Raw genomic sequence first — 20347 nt, forward strand, 5'->3', positions numbered from 1 at the left:
TCCGGCTCACATCAGTTCGCGCGGGCTTTGGCGGCGAAGCGTACAGTAGCCATCTCGTCCAGATCGTTCTGTTCCCGGAGGAGCATCTCCTGCTGAAATCTGCCTTTAGCCTTATCTCTCGCTCCAAGCCACACTTTTTCATCAATCACTTTACCATTCAGAAAGCTCTGATTCCGCTGCACATTGACCTGAGCGTGCTCGACATCACTGTTCTTACGCGATATGCATTCGTCAAGGTGATATGCATATCGCTGCATTTCCTGCAAGCTAGATACGGAAGCACAATTTTCAGTTGCTGCTTGAATAATGTTCATCAGATTATTTCGATCATTAATCAATTGCAACAAGTGCTCTTCTTCCGTCTGAAGTTTGCCGATCGCTGTGGATAACATCCATTCAGCCTGTGTCTTCTCATTGCTTTTCAGGTCAACAACCTTCTGGAAATGATATCGAAATTTCATCGTTTACCCTTCATCTCCTTGCGAATTCAAGAATCAAACGCTCCTGTACTTCACTCAACGTTACCTTTTCATCAACTTTCTGCTTCGTAAAATTCCAGATATGATCAATCTGATCCATTGCTTCATCTATGGCGGCATTTGATCCCCTTTGATAGGCACCGATGTTGATCAGATCTTCGGACTCCTTGTATACAGCCATCAGACGTTTCATATTGTTAACCGCATCAATCTGCTCTTCAGGAGCGATGTCCTTCATGACACGGCTAATGCTTGCAAGCACATCAATCGCTGGAAAATGGCCTTTATTCGCTATCGCACGGTTCAACACGATGTGACCGTCCAATATCCCTCGGACTGCGTCTGCAATCGGTTCGTTCATGTCGTCCCCATCGACTAGCACGGTATAGAAGGCCGTTATCGACCCTGTCGGCCCTGTCCCTGCACGTTCTAACAGTTTCGGTAGACTTGCAAAAACGGAAGGAGTGTAACCTCTCATTGCCGGCGGTTCTCCTACAGCCAAGCCGACTTCCCTCTGCGCCATTGCGTAACGGGTTACCGAATCCATCATTAACATCACGTTCATACCGCGATCTCTGAAATACTCCGCAATCGTCGTTGCTATGACAGCTCCCTTGATTCGAATCAGAGCAGGCTGATCTGACGTTGCTACGATCACGACTGACCGTTCCAAGCCTTCCGGACCAAGATCCCTTTCAATAAAGTCACGAACCTCACGTCCACGCTCACCCACCAGTGCAATCACATTCACATCTGCAGCGGTATTCCTAGCGATCATCCCCATCAATGTACTTTTTCCGACACCTGAACCTGCAAATATACCCACACGCTGTCCTTTTCCTACAGTGAGCAAACCGTCGATTGCTCTAACGCCCACACTCATCGTTTCAAGCACACGCGGTCTATCCATCGGGTTAACAGGGGTATTGGAAGTGGAATACATCGGCATTCGAGACGGCAACAATGAACCGTCAAGCGGCTGTCCGAGTCCATCCAGCACTTTACCAAGCAATTCAGATCCTACTTGTACACCTAAGGGTTTACCGGTTCCGACCACGTCACAGCCCGGACCAATGGATTGAAGTTCCCCCAGTGGCATAAGCAACACCTTGTTATCCCGGAACCCTACAACTTCAGCCTGCAACGGCTTGGCAGATTTACCAGGATAGATGTAACATACGTCGCCAATGCTGGCATCCGGTCCTTCTGATTCCACCATAAGTCCAATGACCTGGGTTACTTTTCCATTTATACGCACAGGATCGAATTGCCGCAGATGCTCCATATAACGCTGTGAACTAAGAACCTTCATGTTGATTTCTTCGCTCCTCATCCTCAAGTGCTATGCGGATCAGTTCTTTTTTAATCTCGGCAAGCTGTGTATCGATTCTTGCATCAACACTTCCAAATGAAGAACGAATAACACAGCCCTTATCTTTAACCGTAGCATCAGGCAAAATCTGTAACTCTGCCTGCGAATCAATGGAAAGAGCCAGTTCCTCCCTAGCTGCTTGTACAAAAGAAAATTGATCAGGCGCCACGCAGAGCGTGATCTGCCCCTGCTCTCTTTTTCTGGACAAACTCTGACGTATCAGTTCAATCGTTTGTTCGGGCTCTACCGTAAGCTGTTTATCTATCACTTTCTCCGCAATGCCACATGCAAGTTCAACAAGAAACGGCTCAGCTTCCTGAATAATCTGTTCTTTGGCTACGTACGCTTCCTGAAGCACGGCTTGTGCTTCTTTCATCATCTCTTCGATCTTCACTTGGAGATCCCGTTCAGCTTGTGCTCGTCCCTCTTCAAACCCTTGCTGAAAGCCTTGAGCGCGGAGAGCTTCAGTCAGATGTTCATCCTGCTCTCGTTGCTCCTGCCACCAGCGATCAATCTGTTCCTGGGCTTCCTGAAGCATTCGCTCCGCCTCTTCTGAAGCATCACGCACCTGCTTTTCCGCAAACTCCTTGGCATCTTCCAGCATCTCAGCAGTGAGACGTTCCGTTTCTTCATCGACTCGTGCCTGAAGCACTTCCGATTCAGAACCTGCCGCACCGTCCTCATCCAATCCAGTCTCTTCTTCACTGCCGTAATGGTGATGATTTTCGAGCCTTTTATGGTCTTCGACCGGTACATACTGGAAAGATTTAATCAAATTAGACAATGATATCATCTCCTCCACCACGTGCGATAATGATCTCACCGGCTTCTTCCAGTCTGCGGATCGTACCTACGATACGTGTCTGAGCTTCCTCCACATCACGAAGCCGCACAGGGCCCATGAATTCCATCTCTTCCTTGAATGTTTCGGACATCCGTTTCGACATATTACGGAATACGGCTTCACGCACTTCTTCGCTTGCCACTTTAAGTGCAAGCTGCAGATCGGCATTGTCGATATCCCGAATAATACGTTGAATGGAGCGATCGTCCACATTGACAATATCTTCGAAAACAAACATCCGTTTTTTGATCTCTTCTGCAAGTTCCGGATCCTGAATCTCAAGGGAGTCCAAAATCGTACGTTCCGTCCCCCGATCGACACCATTCAAAATCTGAACGATGGATTCGATACCGCCTGCATTTGTATAATCCTGCGTCACTGTAGAAGACAACTTCTGTTCCAGCACACGTTCCACCTGTGAAATAACTTCTGGTGATGTGCTGTCCATCACAGCTACTCTGCGAGCAACATCTGCTTGTTTCTCCTGAGGGAGCGAGGACAAAATGGCCGCTGCTTGCTCAAATTGCAGATAAGACAGTACAAGTGCAATCGTTTGTGGACTTTCATTCTGAATAAAGTTCAGAATCTGATTCGGATCAGCTTTGCGTGCGAAGTCAAACGGTCTAACTTGCAACGTAGCTGTCAAACGATTAATAACTTCAAGCGCTTTGGTGGAACCAAGTGCTTTCTCCAATATTTCTTTCGCATAGGTAATACCGCCCTGAGAGATATACTCCTGTGCCAAACAAATCTGATGGAACTCGGACATAATCATGTCTTTCTCGGATGCGTCAACCTTGCGCACGTTGGCAATTTCCAACGTAAGTTGCTCAATCTCTTCATCTCGGAGATGTTTAAAGATCTGAGCAGACACTTCCGGACCTAATGTAATTAACAATATTGCTGCTTTTTGTCTGCCAGTTAATCCGGCATTGCCTGCTTTTGCCAATGCGTTCACCTCTATTCGTCAGCCAGCCACGTACGCAGCAGATTGACGAATTCGTCCGGCTTTTTCTTGGCCAAACTCTCCAATTGTTTGCGCACCTGACTTTCGTTCGTCACACTGTCCAGTGTTATGGACGGGAACTCTGTTGCTACTGGAAGCGGGATTTCTTCCTCTTCTAGAATCTCATTTTGTTTACGACGACGACGTACTAACAAGATCACTACCGCAGCGATCAAGACCGCAATAAGTGCTCCGCCACCCCACATCATCGCTGGTGTTAACTGGAAGCCCGTATTTGCATCTGCAGCTGTTGCAAAGCCCTGTGACATGACGGATACTTTTTTTGTCAGGTCTGCGTCAGTTATCGTTGTGCCTGAGTCTGCCAATGACGCTCGAACGATATTAACTAGAATATTTTCGATCGCATCTCGAACAGGCTGTTGCAATTCGGTTTGCCCTGCGGGTGGTTCAACCGCCACGTTGATGGTTAAATCTTTTACAGTATATGGGCTTGAAATGATATCTTTGGCAATTCGATTCACTTCATAATTGATCGTACTTGATGATTCTTCCGAATTCGCATTGCTATTGGAATCAGAAGAAGGATACCCAGGCACATCCTGTTGGCCGGTTCCTGCTACACCACCTGTCGGAGTTGCTCCACCGGTGTAACTCTTCTGAATTTGCTGCACACTGATCTCGATCCCTTTCATGTTCTCTTGATCAACAGGTGTAACGAGATTTTCTTTACTTGTCACTTTATCGAAGTTCAGTTTGGAGGCCACCAGAACGTTGACCTTATCCTCACCTACAATTTGAGAGAGGAATTGCTTCACGTTATTTCGTACGTCGCTCTCAAACTTTTTCTGTAATGCCATATTCTCCTGCACTTCAGATGACAAGCCACCACTGCCACCGCGAGCGGTTGGAACGAGTTCAGCCTCATCCGTGTTCGTGATGGTGATGTTCTCGATGGGCAAGTTCGGAACAGCTGTTTTAACCAAATTAAAGTATCCATCTACAGCTGCCTGGTTCGGGTGATACCCCGGTTTAAACTGCAACGCTACGGAAGCCGAAGCTTTGTCCTGTTCTTCCAAGCCTGCAAAGATATTATCTTTTGGCATGTTAACAAGGACTTTGGCATCCTGAATCCCCTGCATGCGCTGGAGCAGCTTTTCAACTTCTCCATTTAACGCATTATTGTATTTCACATCAAACTCTTTATCTGTCATGCCGATTGGTGATGATGAGCTTTCAAACGCTTTATAACCAAGGGAACCATTCTGAATAATGCCTTGGGATCCGATATTCACTTTCGTTAGCGCTACATCTGTACTAGGTACAGAAATACTTTTTCCGTCCGCGCTAAGTTTATATGGGATATTAGAGGAGTTCAGATAATTGATTACACCAGCTGAATCACTTGCATTTAAATCTGTGAACGCCACTTCATATTCTGTCTTGGATAACTGCATCGTGAGAACCACTGCTGCCAAAATCAGAAATAGGAAGGTTGAAATAAATAATGTTTTCTGCTTTTTGCTAAAGCTATTCCAGTACTGTGAAGCCTTGTCCCTGTACTGGGCAATTCTCTCATTCACTCTGTCACCCCATCCGAAACTTTGCTTAGTCTGTCCTGACAAAAGCCTGAGCGTTCTCCTAGCTTTGTTCAGGAGCAGCATCGCAGCTGCTTGTCGTAATGATCAGCGCTACTGTTTGCGCAAATGAAATCTTATAGTTGCGTGCGCATAACCTCTTGATATGCCTCAACCACTTTGTTACGTACCTGAGTGGTAAGTTGCAGACTAAGCAGGGCTTGTTCCGAAGCAATCAACACCTGATCAACATTCGCTTTACCTACCAAAAATTGATTTGACATTTCATGGGCCTGAGTTTCCTGTGCGGCGACAGAACCCAGTGCATTTTGTAAGTATGTACCGAAGCTCTGAATGCTTTCGGCTGGTGTAGAAGGTTTATTTTCAGTTGCCACACTCTTCATCTGCAACGGCTGAACTCCCTGAGTGTTAAACATATTGTTCTGAATCATGAATGTCCCTCCCTTTTATCTCTTCTTTTTAGATCGTTGTCGAAGAATGCAACAGTTAACCTTTTCCAATTTCTAACGCTTTAGAAATCATCGCTTTGGTTGAATTCAGTGCGGTCACGTTAGCCTCATAAGAACGTGAAGCCGAGATCATATCGACCATTTCTTTTGCAATATCCACATTAGGCATGAACACGTAACCTTCTGCGTTTGCATCTGGATGAGTCGGGTCATAGACCGGCTTGAATGGTGACTGATCTTCCCGAATCTCGGTTACTCTGACACCATCACTTGAACCTCCGCCACGCATCTGGTTTTGCAACATCGTGCTGAAGGATGTTTTATTCGGTTCAAGTACTACCATTTTGCGCTTATAGGGAACTGCGACCCCATTCGACATGCTCGCGCGCGTGGTTTCTGCATTTGCAATATTGGAAGAAATAACGTCCATACGCAAACGTTGAGCTGTAAGAGCCGAGGCACTGATTCCGAAACTGTTGCTAATGTTCAACGTGGTTATCTCCCTTCTACGCCTACTCGCATCATTTTAATTTGTTCGTTTACTTGCTGGATATAAGCGTTGTAACGCAATTGATTATCCGCCAGAAGGCTCATCTCTCGATCAATGTCCACATTATTTTGGTTATTATTCATGGAAGTGGACTGGTCCATATTAACTACTGGTGTCGGTACTGAAGAGGAAGGACCTATGACAAAATGCCTTGGATCCGTTACTTTTCCTTTAAGAACAGGTAAACCGCCGCTCATCTGATCCTGTAACATTTCTTCGAAAGAAACGTCTGATCGCTTGAAATACGGGGTATCGGCGTTCGCTACGTTATCAGATATCGTTCGTTGTCTCATGTTCGACGCATCGAGCGCACCTTGTAATCTTTTAAAGCTGATATCGTTTAAAAGATTCACAATATCCCTCCTCTCATTAGTATATATGGAAAAAGATTGAATCTTTTTGCGCGAAACTGCTGTTGTTTTTTCGACAAAAACATTCGTGTTTACACGGTTTTCTAGGACTTAAGTAGAATTAACTCTGATGTTGTCGTATAACATAAGTTTCTTCGAGTTTGGGATATATTACAATAAGAAAAAAGCCCTATCTTTTCTTAAAGAGAGGGCTTTTTGTGTATTTTCTGCAAAATATGATTTTTTTCGTAAATATTCAGTCCCAAATCAAAAATGTGTTAACAATCTTGAGGCATCGCCTTAAACATTCTTAAAATAAAACTCATTATTCCCGCCTGCATTTCAGTCTGAACACATCTAAATGTACCTTTCCACATCAGAATTTCTGTTTGTTAAGTTTAGTATATTTTACCGCCATATTAGGGTTTTAAGCTTATAGTACATTGTATTTTTAGGAAGTCGACTCTATTTTATTTCACATTTTATGTATAGGAACTCATTCCATCTATCATTTCTGACGCAACACTTTCTTAACAATTGTATAGGTCACTACTATTTTATATTTCGAAAATAATTGTTGCCTTCTCTGTTTTCCACAAAACGACGTTTTGCGCATTTGCGCAAACTTTTCCAGCTTATTCGCTTAGCAACAGATAACATTTAAATAATTAAAATTCTTTTAATGGAAATTCATGGTTGCTTAAAAATGGGAATACCAACTAACCCGCTACCCTTTATACTGATATAAATGCGGCCCAAGTCCTAGTTTCTAACATAAATTGTCGCCACCTCTCTTTTATCGGTCTAATCATCAGAAAAGGTTAGATCATAATAAAAATAAGGGTACGTACTCAAAAACACGACACCTAACACAGCATGATCTGCACAAAAGGCACAGAGCATATGAAAGAATGTCTACTGTTTTTGATACATACCCCAAGTTTTACTCCATACAACCATCATATCATGTGGTAATACAAGCTACATTTATTCCTCTTTGCTCTTACTTAAAGGATGTACTGACTTAAATCTCGATCGGTCGCAATATCATGTAATTTTTCACGCACATACTCTGGTGTAATCACCATACGTTCCAACGTAAGCTCAGGAGCCTCGAAGGACAAGTCTTCTAGAAGTTTTTCCAATATGGTGTGCAGACGGCGAGCTCCAATGTTTTCTGTGTTTTGGTTAACAGCTTCCGCGAGCTTGGCAATCTCCCGTATTGCCTCTTCCGAGAACTCAATCTCAATATTCTCTGTGCGCAACAAATCGACATATTGCTTCGTTAGCGCATTTTGAGGTTCCGTTAGAATGGAGACAAACTCCTCCAGAGTAAGACTGTTCAACTCTACACGAATCGGGAAGCGCCCCTGAAGCTCTGGAATCAGATCCGAAGGTTTAGCCACATGGAATGCACCAGCCGCCATAAACAGAATATAATCCGTTTTGACGGGCCCATACTTGGTCATGACCGTTGATCCTTCGACAATGGGTAGAATGTCACGCTGAACTCCCTCACGAGACACATCTGGCCCACTTCCACGACCTTGACTGGCTACTTTATCAATCTCATCGATGAAAATAATGCCTGTCTGCTCTGCACGTCTTATGGACTCCTGAGTCACATCATCCATATCAATTAATTTGCTCGCTTCTTCTTGAATAAGCACTTTACGCGCTTCCTTAATCGCCAATTTACGTTTCTTCGTACGACGCGGCAACAAACTGCCAAACATCTCCTGCATGTTCATGCCCATCTGATCATTACCCTGGCCAGCAAACATATCCATCATGTTCGGCGTATTGTCCTCTACATCAATCTCAATGATGTCATCTTCCAATTTACCAGACAACAGATCAAACTTGATTTTACGACGACGTTCGGCTACACCTGCATCAGGTTCAGGTTCATCCTGATCCTGCGCTGCATTTCCATTCCCGTTGTTTCCAAAGATCATTTCAAACGGATTACGCTGGTTTTTAGACTTCGACTGAGAAGGAGCCAATATATGTACAATGCGCTCGTTAGCAGCTTCTTCCGCTTTATCCTTCACTTTTTCAGTTCGCTCAAGCTTGACCATACGCAAGGATGTTTCAATTAAATCCCGAACCATGGATTCCACATCACGTCCGACATATCCCACTTCAGTAAACTTGGTTGCTTCGACTTTTACAAAAGGTGCCCCTACCAGCTTTGCAAGACGACGCGCAATTTCCGTTTTACCGACACCTGTAGGTCCAATCATCAGTATATTTTTAGGTACAATATCATCCTGTGTATTTTCTGGCAAAAGACTGCGTCGATAGCGATTACGAAGCGCTACGGCCACTGATTTCTTCGCCTGTTTTTGACCTACGATATATTTATCCAGTTCCGCAACAATCTGTCTTGGCGTTAAAGCTTGAGAATTCATATACTTCCCTCCTACGAGTATGTTGACGTCAATTCTGCCACAAGAGCAAAGAATCTCCTTAACGTAAACCGGAGCAGATGCAGCATCTTGTCCTGTACGGGAGATTTCTTTGTTGCTACAATTCTTCGACGATAATATTACTATTCGTGTATACACACAACTCGGAAGCCACCTGAAGCGACTCACGCGCGATATCTTTTGCTTCCATCTGTCCAGCATGGCGTTTCAGCGCCCGCGCAGCGGACAAAGCAAAATTACCGCCTGAACCGATTGCAATGATATCATCGTCCGGCTCGATAATCTCGCCACCGCCTGAAATAAGAAGCATTCCTGTTTTGTCCATCACGATCAGCAAAGCTTCGAGCTTCCGCAGAATGCGATCCTGCCGCCAGTCCTTCGCAAGTTCAACAGCAGCCCGTTGCAGATTGCCATGGTGCTCTTCCAGTTTACCTTCGAATTTTTCAAACAGTGTAATTGCATCGGCTACAGAACCGGCAAACCCAGCAACAACCTGTCCACGATATAAACGTCTTACTTTTTTGGCTGTATTCTTCATTACAACGCTCTGGCCCATAGTTACCTGACCATCGCCCGCAATCGCTGCCTTGCCATTATGACGGACAGCACAGATCGTTGTCGCATGAAATGACATATCCATGATATCAGCTCCCCCACGAATAATTTATACGCGTTCTGGAACGGTTAGACCTTCTGAAGCAGCAAACTTGGCGATGCCATCCAGGGCACGGTTTGCAAGTGCTTCATTTTTTTCTTTTTTGTTACGAATTTTCGTTTCCAATTTTGGCAACAAACCGAAGTTAGCATTCATTGGCTGGAAGTGTTTGAAATCCGCTGTTGTAATATATTGAGCCATACTGCCTAGTGTCGTTTCTACCGGCAATACAACAAGTTCTTGTCCTAATGCTGCTTTAGCTGCATTCATGCCGGCAATGAGACCCGATGCGGCAGATTCAACATATCCTTCTACCCCTGTCATCTGACCAGCAAAGAACAAATTAGGACGCTCTTTGAATTGGTACGTTGGACGAAGCAGCTTCGGTGAGTTAATAAATGTATTCCGGTGCATGACACCGAAACGCACAAACTCAGCATTTTCAAGACCTGGAATCAGTGAGAAGACACGTTTTTGTTCTCCCCATTTCAAATGCGTTTGGAAGCCCACCAGATTATACAACGTTCCCGCTGCATTGTCCTGTCTAAGTTGTACTACAGCATGAGGCAATTCACCTGTATGCGGGTTAACCAAGCCTACCGGCTTCATAGGTCCAAACAATGCTGTTTGTTTGCCCCGTTTCATCATGACTTCAATCGGCATGCAGCCTTCGAAATAGATTTCCTTTTCGAACTCTTTTAACTGAGCAACCTCTGCGGTAATAAGAGCTTCATAAAAGATATCAAACTCTTCTTCTGTCATGGGACAGTTGAGATAAGCCGCTTCTCCTTTATCATAACGAGAGGCAAGGTATACCTTGTTCATATCAATGGAATCTTTTTCAATAATCGGAGCAGCAGCATCATAAAAATAGAAGTATTCCTCACCCATTAATGCTTTAATCTGCTCGGACAACGCCGGCGAAGTCAGTGGTCCAGTCGCAACAACAACTATCCCGTCCTCTGGTAACGAAGTTAGTTCTTCGTTCACCACTTCAATCAGCGGATGTTGATGCAATGTCGATGTAATCTCACCCGAGAAGCCATCCCGGTCAACAGCCAAAGCTCCTCCTGCCGGAACAGCATGTCGATCAGCTGCCCCGAGTACGAGCGAATTCAACATTCTCATCTCTTCTTTTAGAACGCCAACAGCATTCGCCAGTCCATTGGCACGCAGAGAGTTACTGCATACGAGTTCTGCAAATTTATCCGTATGATGAGCCGGTGTTTTGACAACCGGTCTCATCTCATATAACTTCACACGCACACCGCGACTGGCAATCTGCCACGCCGCTTCTGATCCAGCCAGTCCCGCTCCAATTACCGTTACTTGTTGTTCACTTGTCAAAATCATTTACCCCCATCATTATGCTAATCCGTTGATTCATCTTCCGGTTCTTCCACCGGCTCCTGATGATCACATGAAGTACACTGCAATCTTGTTCCTTTTTTGTTTCGCTTCTCGATCATTAACGATCCACAGCTCGGACAAGGTTTAGCGGAAGGTTTATCCCAAGATACAAAATCACATTCCGGATATTTGTCACAGCCATAAAAAATACGTCCTTTTTTACTGCGGCGTTCCACCACATGCCCTTCCTTACACTTCGGACAAGTTACACCGATGTCTTTAATAATCGGTTTCGTATTGCGGCAGTCAGGGAACCCTGAGCATGCGAGGAACTTTCCGAAACGACCCAGTTTATACACGAGCGGCTTGCCACATTTCTCACAGATCTCATCCGACACCTCGTCTTCGATCTCGATCTCTTTCATTTCTTCCTCAGCAAACTCCAGCCGTTTTTCGAAAGATTCATAGAATTCAGCCAGCACTTTAACCCAATCTTCAGAGCCTTCCTCTACATGGTCGAGATCACCTTCCATATTAGCGGTAAACTCTACATTCAGGATTTCCGGGAAAAATTCTTCCATCTGCTCAATGACCAGCTCTCCCAGCTCTGTCGGCATAAATTTCTTCTCTTCGATCGCAACATATCCGCGTTTCTGAATGGTCTCCAGTGTCGGCGCATATGTACTCGGTCTACCTATGCCGAGCTCTTCCAAGGTTTTAACCAACCGTGCTTCGGTATAACGTGGCGGCGGCTGCGTAAAGTGCTGTTTAGGCTCAATCTCCTGCTTCTCCAGCACATCTCCACTCTTGAGCGGAGGCAACAAACGGTCTTCCTCGGTTGTACCATCGTCGTTTCCTTCTACATACACTTTCATGAAACCCTGAAAGCGCACCTTGGAACCCGCCGCACGGAAGATTGTATCTCCCGCAGCGATATCAACCGAAAGTGTATCCAGAATAGCCGAAGACATCTGACTGGCTACAAAACGTTCCCAAATCAACTTATATAAGCGGAACTGATCACGACTCATGAACGATTTAATCGAATCTGGATCACGCAAAATGGAAGTCGGACGAATCGCTTCGTGGGCGTCCTGAGCGTTTGAAGCCTTTTTCGAATAGTTACGCGGGCTCTCTGGTGCAAATGTCTCGCCATACTTTCCAACGATATATTCTTTGGCTTCTTCCTGCGCAGAAGAAGCAATACGCGTCGAGTCTGTACGCATATACGTAATGAGACCGACTGTGCCTTCTTTTCCAAGGTCTACACCTTCATAAAGCTGTTGCGCAACCGACATCGTCTTGGAAGCCCTGAAATTAAGTTTACGTGCCGCTTCCTGCTGTAGTGAACTTGTTGTAAAGGGTGCCGAAGGATTTCGAGTTCTCTCTTTCTCCTTCACTTCCTTGATCGTAAAGTCAGCTCCTTCGATCTGTTTCAAAATCGCCTGTACTTCAGCCTCACTGCCAAGCTCTGTTTTCGTGCCGTTCAACTTATGAAACTTTGCCTCAAACGGATTGCCATCTGCACTCAGTTTGGCTGTAATGCTCCAGTACTCTTCCGGTTCAAATTCGTCAATTTCATTTTCACGATCCAAAATAATTTTGACGGCAACAGACTGAACTCGTCCTGCTGATAATCCTTTTTTTACTTTCTTCCATAATAGTGGACTGATTTTGTACCCAACGAGCCGATCCAAAATGCGCCTAGCTTGCTGTGCATTGACCAAATCCATATTTATTTTACGCGGCGTTTTGAATGCGTCCTTAACCGCTTGTTTGGTGATTTCATTAAATACAACTCGGCAATCCGCCGTGTCATCCAGTTCAAGTGCATGTGCCAAATGCCAGGCAATGGCTTCACCCTCACGATCGGGGTCGGCCGCGAGATACACTTTTTTCACCTTCTTGCGTGCATCCTTAAGTTCCTTCAATACTGAACCTTTGCCGCGGATCGTAATATATTTCGGATTAAAATCATTCTCTACCTCAACGCCGATCTGACTCTTTGGCAAATCGCGCACATGTCCCATCGAAGCTTTCACGATGAACTTGCTACCTAAATATTTGCCGATCGTCTTCGCCTTTGAGGGCGACTCCACGATTACGAGTGCATCCGCCATAGGTTCATCCTCCTCTCAGTCATGAAACTGTTCATGTACTTCACTTCATACTTCGTATTATATACTCCACATACTGCACAGGTTGCAGCATCGTCATACCCTAGCATATTTGGTTCCTGGTAATTGGCTAATCTGCTTTTTTATGATTAAAGATAACAGAACTGAATGTAAATGTCCAAAATCCCAACCTAATTGCTCAATAAGTTGATCCAAAGATTGCTCTTCCTGCTCAATTAAAACGATAATACGTTGTTCGTCTGTAGAAAGCTCCACCGCCGGAAACAAACCTTGCTCTTCAGAGCTCGCGTTTTCTGCCGAACGTCCTCTATTGTAAGGAAGTTGTTCTGCATTTTGCAAGTCCGAATGATACTCTTCCAATAAATCAGCCGCACAAGTGACCAATTTGGCCCCCTGACGAATTAAGTTATGTGCCCCACGACTCTTCGGCGAGGTTATCGGCCCTGGAACCGCAAAAACATCCCTGCCTGCCTCCAGTGCGGCATCAGCAGTAATCAGTGAGCCACTTCGTATATCAGCCTCTACAACGAGCGTTCCCAATGTTAATCCTGCGATAATCCGGTTTCGCTCGGGAAAAAGCCCCTGACGAGCTCTAGTTCCCAGAGGGTATTCTGACAAAAGCAGACCTGTTTCCGCAATTTGTTCTGCAAGGCTCGTATTTTCCGGTGGGTAAACCATATCTACCCCTGTGCCAAAAACAGCAATAGTTTTACCATTTGCTCGCAATACAGCTTCATGACACACACGATCTATGCCCCTGGCAAGTCCACTTACAATGGTTAATCCCGCATCAGACAATTGCTCCGCGAGCTTTTCACCAACCTTACGTCCGTAAACGGTTGGCATCCTTGTTCCTACCATGGCAATTGAAGGTTGATGTAATAACCGAGTGTCTCCTCGAGCGTACATCACCCAAGGCGGCTGTGCGGTTTCCTTCATTAATATAGGATAATTTGAATCCAGATAAGTAATAACCTCGATCCCGCGATGATAAACCTGCTCTCTTCTACTCTCAATCCAGCCAGTATCAAACTCTCTAGCCAAACGAGTCGCCTGATCTTTTTTCAGTCCAGCTTCAATCCAGTCTCCTTCCTCATAATAAAGCAGTTCCTGCAACGAATGCTGGCCTGTTATCAATTTTGCAATACTTTTCTTCCCGATGCCTTCCATTTCATAGAGCCCTAACAAAATCCAACGTTCTTCCATGTTTCTGCCTCCCGTAAAGGAGAGAAAAACTCCCCTCATATTGTGTGATAAGCAACGATAAATTGCAAGCGCTTGCGCCAATTGCACTTTAAGGCTCGTCTACATTTCTAAAAAAAAACGCAAAAAAAGCAACCCTTCGCCCTATTTAAAGGACAAAAGGTTGCTTACCTTTACCGTTTCCTGAATAAACGACTCCAGAAATGAGTCATTTCCGAGCTGTTTCTTCTATTATAACGGGATCAGATTAATGTGTCGTGCACAAATTCAAAATACCGCGTTCTTCGAGCACACTTACCAAAGTGGAACCCATTTCGGCTGGTGTTGGAGCAACTTTAATACCGCATGATTCCAGCTTTGCAATTTTCTCTTTGGCTGTACCCTTACCACCGGAGATAATCGCACCTGCATGACCCATACGTTTGCCTGGAGGCGCTGTAACACCACCGATGAATCCTACCACCGGCTTAGTCATGTTAGCCGCTACCCATTCTGCTGCATCCTCTTCCGCAGTACCACCAATCTCACCAATCATGATGACAGCGTGTGTCTGTGGATCTTCATTGAAACGTTTCAAGATATCGATGAACTCGGAGCCTTTAACTGGGTCTCCTCCGATACCTACTGCAGAAGATTGACCAATACCACGAGTTGTAAGCTGATGAACAGCCTCGTACGTCAGTGTTCCACTGCGTGAAACGACACCAACATGTCCTGGCATATGAATGTATCCTGGCATAATGCCGATCTTACACTCGCCCGGTGTGATAACACCTGGACAGTTAGGACCAATCAATACTGTATTTTTTCCATCCATGAAACGGTCTACTTTGACCATATCCAACACCGGAATACCTTCAGTAATACAGATGACCAAATCCAGTTCTGCGTCAACAGCTTCCATAATGGAATCTGCTGCAAATGCAGGAGGAACATAGATGACGCTCGCTGTTGCGCCAGTAGCCTCCTTCGCTTCCTGCACCGTGTTGAATACCGGCAAGCTGACTACTGAACCGTCTTCCAGCGTGATGTCAACATTGGTTCCGCCTTTACCTGGCGTAACACCGCCTACCATTTGGGTTCCGTAGTCCAATGCGCCCTTCGTGTGGAACATTCCCGTTGAACCCGTAATGCCTTGCGTAATGACTTTTGTATTTTTATCGATCAAAATACTCACGTTGCTTCACATCCTTACGGTTATTTTTCAATTCCCGGACAGCTCCGGTACGAAGGAATGAACTTATTTTACGAGGGCAACAATTTTCTGTGCACCATCGGCCATAGAATCAGCAGGAACGATATTCAATCCGGATTCACCCAGAATGCGTTTGCCAAGTTCCACGTTAGTTCCTTCAAGACGAACAACCAGCGGTTTAGTCAGGCCAAGCTGCTTCGCGGCTTCAACAACACCATTGGCAATGACATCACAACGCATGATACCACCGAAGATGTTAACAAAGATTCCAGCTACTTTGGCATCAGACAAAATAATCTTGAATGCTTCTGTAACTTTCTCCGTGGTAGCACCGCCCCCAACATCAAGGAAGTTGGCCGGGTCGCCGCCATAATATTTGATGATGTCCATCGTAGCCATCGCAAGCCCCGCACCATTAACCATACAGCCGATGTTGCCGTCAAGCGCTATGTAGCTGAGGTCATATTTGGAAGCTTCGATTTCTTTTTCATCTTCCTCATCCAGGTCACGAAGTTCTTGAATATCTTTGTGACGGAAGAGAGCGTTGGAGTCAAAGTTCAGCTTTGCATCCAGCGCGATAACGTTTCCATCTCCGGTAACAACCAGCGGGTTGATTTCGGCAATGGAGCAATCTTTTTCGACAAATGCCTTGTACAACGCAAGCATAAACTTAACAGCTTTATTCACGAGTTCATTCGGAATTTTGATGCTGTAAGCCAGCTTGCGAGCTTGGAACACTTGCAATCCGATTGCAGGGTCAACAACCTCTTTGAAAATTTTCTCAGGTGTAGCTTCAGCGACTTCCTCGATCTCTGTTCCGCCTTCTTCGGAAGCCATCATGACTACACGTCCTGTAGCACGATCGACAACAACACCCACATAATACTCTTTGCGGATATCGCATCCTTCTTCAATCAAAAGACGTTTTACTTCTTTACCTTCTGGTCCTGTCTGATGGGTTACTAATACTTTGCCCAAAATTTCGGATGCATAGGCACGAACTTCCTCTAAGCTCTTTGCCACTTTCACGCCGCCAGCTTTACCCCGGCCTCCTGCGTGAATCTGCGCTTTAACTACAGTCACCGGACTGCCCAGTGCCTCTGCGGCCGCAACCGCTTCATCGACTGTATAAGCAACCTTTCCATTTGGAACGGTAACTCCATACTGTTTCAGTACTTCTTTTCCTTGATATTCATGGATATTCATTCTCGAATCCTCCTATCAACATGACTGCAACAAGGCGGGTTGGTAGACGAACAAAAGACATATGTTGACTATTTTCACTTAAACCCAATTCATTGTAACATGTTTTTAAAACGCTTTCCTTAAAAAAGTAATGGTTAATAGACAGTATTTTGATATGGATATGATCCCTTTTTGTGAATGCTTGGATATATATGGAAAAAACCTCAACCGAGTAGGCTAAGGTTTTTCATCACTTAGAGGCTTTTATTATTATTTTTTTGCGGTGTTCATATTTGTTTCATGAACTTTCTCAAGTAAGCCCTTAAACTGTCCCAGCAACATTTCAAACTCTGTGCTGTTCAAGCAAGCATCTCCCTGAATGGCTTCAGGTATGGATAATGCTTTATTCTTAAGCTCACGTCCTGCATCGGTTAGTGTAATCATCACTTTACGTTCGTCTTGTGCAGAGCGCTCACGATGGATGAAACCAGCTGATTGCAAACGTTTGAGAAGAGGCGTCAGCGTACCTGAGTCGAGGTATAGGGCCTCGCCAATCTCCTTCACCGTACATTCCTGCCGCTCCCATAATACCATTAAAACCAGATATTGAGAGTACGTTACACCAAGCACCTCCAAATAGGGCTGGTACAATTTTGTGATTTCACGTGAACAAGCGTATATGGCGAAGCATAATTGATTATCCAGCTTTAAACGGTCTGTCTGCATGTTGTCTATCTCACCTGCCTAATATACTTTAAATTGCAACTCTTGGGTTAATCATGCTGCTTCACCTTTATTTATGGCGAATTGAGTTTCCCTATTACTATCTTATCACAAAATAGATTAAAAAAAGAATAATTGAGCACAAATTATTTTACTTTCTTATTTAATCATGTTAAATTAAGTTGCATAAAATATAATTACAGGTGATCAAAAGGGACGGATAACCCACTTATGCCAGGGAGGATCATTAGAACAATTCAGGATTCAGACAAACTCATTGCATAACCATTCACACCGGGTTGACGCTCTGATTCCTTTTATATAAAATGCTAGTAGAAGCTGAGGAAGCACCTTAATTCGAGACCGGCTCGCCCTGCGCGGAGCCAACTATTCGAGTGAGGTGTTTCCTTGTTATGTACGGAAAGTTGTATAGCTCATGTCTGTATGGAATTGACGGGGTATTAATTGAAGTTGAAACGGATTTATCTAATGGTTTACCTCTGACTTCAATTATCGGACTACCGGATTCGGCCGTCAGAGAGGCGGTAGAACGCGTTCGGGCGGCGATTAAAAACTGTGGGTATCAGTATCCTTTGCAGCGCATTACGATTAATCTGGCCCCAGCTGATCTGCGCAAGGAAGGCTCCTCCTTTGATCTTGCTATTGCCATTGCTTTACTTACGACCAGCAGTCAGCTTATTCTTCCCCCACAGGAACGCACTTTAGTTCTCGGGGAACTGGCACTGGATGGTTCAATCCGGCCTGTACCCGGTATGTTGTCCATGGTTGATCTAGCCAAAAGGCAAGGCTTTACTTCGGTTCTGCTTCCTTATGAGAACGTGGAGGAGGCACGTTTGATTCGTGGAATCGGGATCTATGGGCTTCGGCATCTGAAGGACCTCGCTCCTGAACATCCCCCTACATCCCAAGGATTAAATGGCAACACATCAGGGGGAACAATGAGTGCGGGACCAATCATATTACAAGACTACAGTCACCTCTATATCTCTGGACTGTCCAGTGAACGGTTAAGTGAGGGTAGAAAAATGTTTTCTTCTCCACACGAAGACTACAGTGACGTACTCGGACAACATCATGTCAAGCGTGCACTAATGATTGCCGCTGCGGGCATGCATAATATCATGTTAGTTGGTCCACCCGGTACAGGCAAAACGATGTTGATTAAACGACTACCGACGATTTTACCCCCTTTATCGGAAGAAGAAGCGCTTGAAGTAACGAAAGTGTTAAGTGCTGCAGGGCATCTAAAAGAAGCTCCCCAAGGGCTGATCGCTGACAGACCTTTTCGCTCACCTCATCATACGATATCTACCTCAGGCTTGATTGGGGGTGGCGGCATTCCAAAGCCAGGCGAGGTCAGTCTCGCTCATCGCGGAATTTTGTTTCTGGATGAACTACCAGAGTTCCAGCGTCAGGTTCTTGAAGTACTAAGACAGCCGCTAGAAGATCAGACGGTTACAATCAGTAGGGCAAGGGCTGCGTTCACTTTTCCCGCTCAATTCATGCTGGCCTGTTCGATGAACCCCTGCCCCTGCGGATATTTATCCGCTCAGGCGGAGGAGCAGCGTTGTATCTGCAGCCCGGCTCGCGTAGCAGCATACAGGGCAAAAATTTCGGGCCCACTGCTCGATCGTATCGATCTCCAAGTTGAGGTCCCCCCACCAGGAGATTGGCGTATGGCTGGTACTTCTCCTTCATCTGCCGAGATGCAGGCCAAAGTGATGGAAGCCCATTCCATTCAGGCCAAACGGTACACGAACCGTTCAATGCGCTGGAACAGTCAGCTCTCTGGCACATTTTTACGGAAAACAATCCGTCTACCTCGTGAAGCAGAGCAGTTATTGGATCAAACGATACAGACGCTGAACCTGAGCATGCGTGCCCATGACCGAATTATGAAAATGGCACAAACCATTGCTGATCTGGATCATGAAGGTGAGATTGTGACAGCCCATGTGGCGGAAGCCATACAATATCGGCAGTTAGACTTGAGTTTGTTTTAATACTATATTCCGTTCTTATATAAGCCGTATATGCACTCTCCTTACATGTTAATGAGGAGTACATATACGGCGTGGATGGCAACACAAGCACACATTCAAAAGTGAGATGGCAGGGAAAGGCGATCATAATTTAAATGAACGTTTCTTTTCATACAGAGAGCTTATCGGAGGGGATATCGTGGGATCATCCAATAGTGAAGCTTTGACCGAACAGTTAATAGACCACATAGAAGGGTTGCCCTTTATAACCCAAATAGATGTAATCGGCAGTCGTGTTGAACAAACCTCAGACGATTACTCAGATGTAGATATATTGCTATCAATTAAAGATATTACTCCAGACATCGCATTGTACGAAGTAACCGAAAGTGTAAAAGCAAAGTTCCAACCGGCTTGGTATGACTATGCAAACAGCCTGATGCCCGATAAATTTTTGATATCCACATTTATTGGAGGAGATAACCCTTTTACATTTTATGATATCGGTATTCTAAATACCGACAGGAATTTGGTCTATGACAAAACACAGTTTGAAAATGATCATTGGATCCATCTGATGAAACTATGGGTGATGAATTATAAATACATGATGCGTGATGCGCAACAGTTTGAAAATCGATTTGCAGCAATGATGGAAAAAGCGAACATCTCACATTATTCTGATTATAGGGAAGGTTTTTATCAATTATTGTTAAAGCTAAAAGACAAGAAAACGATTAAGAGGGAATATTTAAGCATGCTTGAGGAGCTATTATTACGAAACAGCTGATCCGTTTGATTGCCTGGGAATTTAGGCGTTGTCTAACTCTGCAGCTTGTCACCAATCTCTATCGCAA

The 20347-nt window shown here is 44.9% G+C and carries 18 protein-coding genes; 2 read left to right on the forward strand and 16 right to left on the reverse strand.

Going from position 1 to position 20347, the window contains the following annotated elements:
- Positions 1-11: 11 nt before the first annotated feature.
- From fliJ to ABIE27_RS11170, 16 genes are all read right to left on the reverse strand, one after another.
- A complete protein-coding gene (gene fliJ, locus ABIE27_RS11095) occupies positions 12-461 on the reverse strand; it encodes a flagellar export protein FliJ (RefSeq protein WP_123064449.1) in 450 nt (149 codons plus the stop codon).
- A 10-nt stretch (positions 462-471) separates the two neighbouring features.
- Positions 472-1791: a flagellar protein export ATPase FliI gene (gene fliI / locus ABIE27_RS11100; protein ID WP_123064448.1), complete on the reverse strand. Its 1320-nt coding sequence runs from the start codon at positions 1789-1791 to the stop codon at positions 472-474.
- On the reverse strand, positions 1778-2635 hold the full coding sequence (locus ABIE27_RS11105; RefSeq protein ID WP_123064447.1) for a FliH/SctL family protein: 858 nt from the start codon (positions 2633-2635) through the stop codon (positions 1778-1780). Before ABIE27_RS11105 ends, fliI begins: the two co-directional genes overlap by 14 nt.
- Positions 2628-3644 (reverse strand): flagellar motor switch protein FliG, encoded by a 1017-nt coding sequence (gene fliG, locus ABIE27_RS11110; RefSeq protein ID WP_123064446.1) that lies wholly within the window; start codon positions 3642-3644, stop codon positions 2628-2630. Before fliG ends, ABIE27_RS11105 begins: the two co-directional genes overlap by 8 nt.
- Before the next feature lie 11 nt (positions 3645-3655).
- On the reverse strand, positions 3656-5242 hold the full coding sequence (fliF, locus tag ABIE27_RS11115; protein ID WP_123064533.1) for a flagellar basal-body MS-ring/collar protein FliF: 1587 nt from the start codon (positions 5240-5242) through the stop codon (positions 3656-3658).
- A gap of 131 nt (positions 5243-5373) precedes the next feature.
- Positions 5374-5688, reverse strand: a complete 315-nt coding sequence (gene fliE, locus ABIE27_RS11120; RefSeq protein ID WP_123064445.1) for a flagellar hook-basal body complex protein FliE — start codon at positions 5686-5688, stop codon at positions 5374-5376.
- Positions 5689-5743: 55 nt separating this feature from the next.
- Positions 5744-6196 (reverse strand): flagellar basal body rod protein FlgC, encoded by a 453-nt coding sequence (gene flgC, locus ABIE27_RS11125; protein WP_123064444.1) that lies wholly within the window; start codon positions 6194-6196, stop codon positions 5744-5746.
- A 5-nt stretch (positions 6197-6201) separates the two neighbouring features.
- Positions 6202-6609, reverse strand: a complete 408-nt coding sequence (flgB, locus tag ABIE27_RS11130; protein ID WP_123064443.1) for a flagellar basal body rod protein FlgB — start codon at positions 6607-6609, stop codon at positions 6202-6204.
- A gap of 1004 nt (positions 6610-7613) precedes the next feature.
- Positions 7614-9020, reverse strand: coding sequence for an ATP-dependent protease ATPase subunit HslU (gene hslU / locus ABIE27_RS11135; RefSeq protein ID WP_123064442.1), 1407 nt, complete (start codon positions 9018-9020; stop codon positions 7614-7616).
- 115 nt (positions 9021-9135) lie between these two features.
- Positions 9136-9678 (reverse strand): ATP-dependent protease subunit HslV, encoded by a 543-nt coding sequence (gene hslV / locus ABIE27_RS11140; RefSeq protein WP_090923879.1) that lies wholly within the window; start codon positions 9676-9678, stop codon positions 9136-9138.
- A 24-nt stretch (positions 9679-9702) separates the two neighbouring features.
- On the reverse strand, positions 9703-11046 hold the full coding sequence (gene trmFO / locus ABIE27_RS11145) for an FADH(2)-oxidizing methylenetetrahydrofolate--tRNA-(uracil(54)-C(5))-methyltransferase TrmFO (protein WP_429350541.1): 1344 nt from the start codon (positions 11044-11046) through the stop codon (positions 9703-9705).
- Positions 11047-11063: 17 nt separating this feature from the next.
- Positions 11064-13163, reverse strand: coding sequence for a type I DNA topoisomerase (gene topA / locus ABIE27_RS11150; protein ID WP_123064440.1), 2100 nt, complete (start codon positions 13161-13163; stop codon positions 11064-11066).
- A gap of 93 nt (positions 13164-13256) precedes the next feature.
- The gene (dprA, locus tag ABIE27_RS11155; protein WP_429350542.1) at positions 13257-14387 is read right to left on the reverse strand and encodes a DNA-processing protein DprA; all 1131 of its coding nucleotides are present in this window, start codon (positions 14385-14387) and stop codon (positions 13257-13259) included.
- A 244-nt stretch (positions 14388-14631) separates the two neighbouring features.
- Positions 14632-15561 carry a succinate--CoA ligase subunit alpha gene (gene sucD, locus ABIE27_RS11160; RefSeq protein WP_090923883.1) on the reverse strand — a complete coding sequence of 310 codons (930 nt, stop codon included), beginning with the start codon at positions 15559-15561 and terminating at the stop codon, positions 14632-14634.
- A 63-nt stretch (positions 15562-15624) separates the two neighbouring features.
- Positions 15625-16785, reverse strand: coding sequence for an ADP-forming succinate--CoA ligase subunit beta (sucC, locus tag ABIE27_RS11165; RefSeq protein ID WP_123064438.1), 1161 nt, complete (start codon positions 16783-16785; stop codon positions 15625-15627).
- Positions 16786-17034: 249 nt separating this feature from the next.
- Positions 17035-17490: a MarR family winged helix-turn-helix transcriptional regulator gene (locus tag ABIE27_RS11170; protein ID WP_123064437.1), complete on the reverse strand. Its 456-nt coding sequence runs from the start codon at positions 17488-17490 to the stop codon at positions 17035-17037.
- 410 nt (positions 17491-17900) lie between these two features.
- Here ABIE27_RS11170 and ABIE27_RS11175 point away from each other — a divergent pair, with 410 nt between their 5' ends.
- Together ABIE27_RS11175 and ABIE27_RS11180 are read left to right on the forward strand one after the other, a co-directional pair.
- On the forward strand, positions 17901-19511 hold the full coding sequence (locus ABIE27_RS11175) for a YifB family Mg chelatase-like AAA ATPase (protein WP_429350543.1): 1611 nt from the start codon (positions 17901-17903) through the stop codon (positions 19509-19511).
- 106 nt (positions 19512-19617) lie between these two features.
- Positions 19618-20280 carry a hypothetical protein gene (locus tag ABIE27_RS11180; RefSeq protein ID WP_429350544.1) on the forward strand — a complete coding sequence of 221 codons (663 nt, stop codon included), beginning with the start codon at positions 19618-19620 and terminating at the stop codon, positions 20278-20280.
- Positions 20281-20347: the final 67 nt, after the last annotated feature.

The sequence above is a fragment of the Paenibacillus sp. 4624 genome, assembly GCF_050435065.1.
Classification (GTDB): domain Bacteria; phylum Bacillota; class Bacilli; order Paenibacillales; family Paenibacillaceae; genus Paenibacillus; species Paenibacillus amylolyticus_D.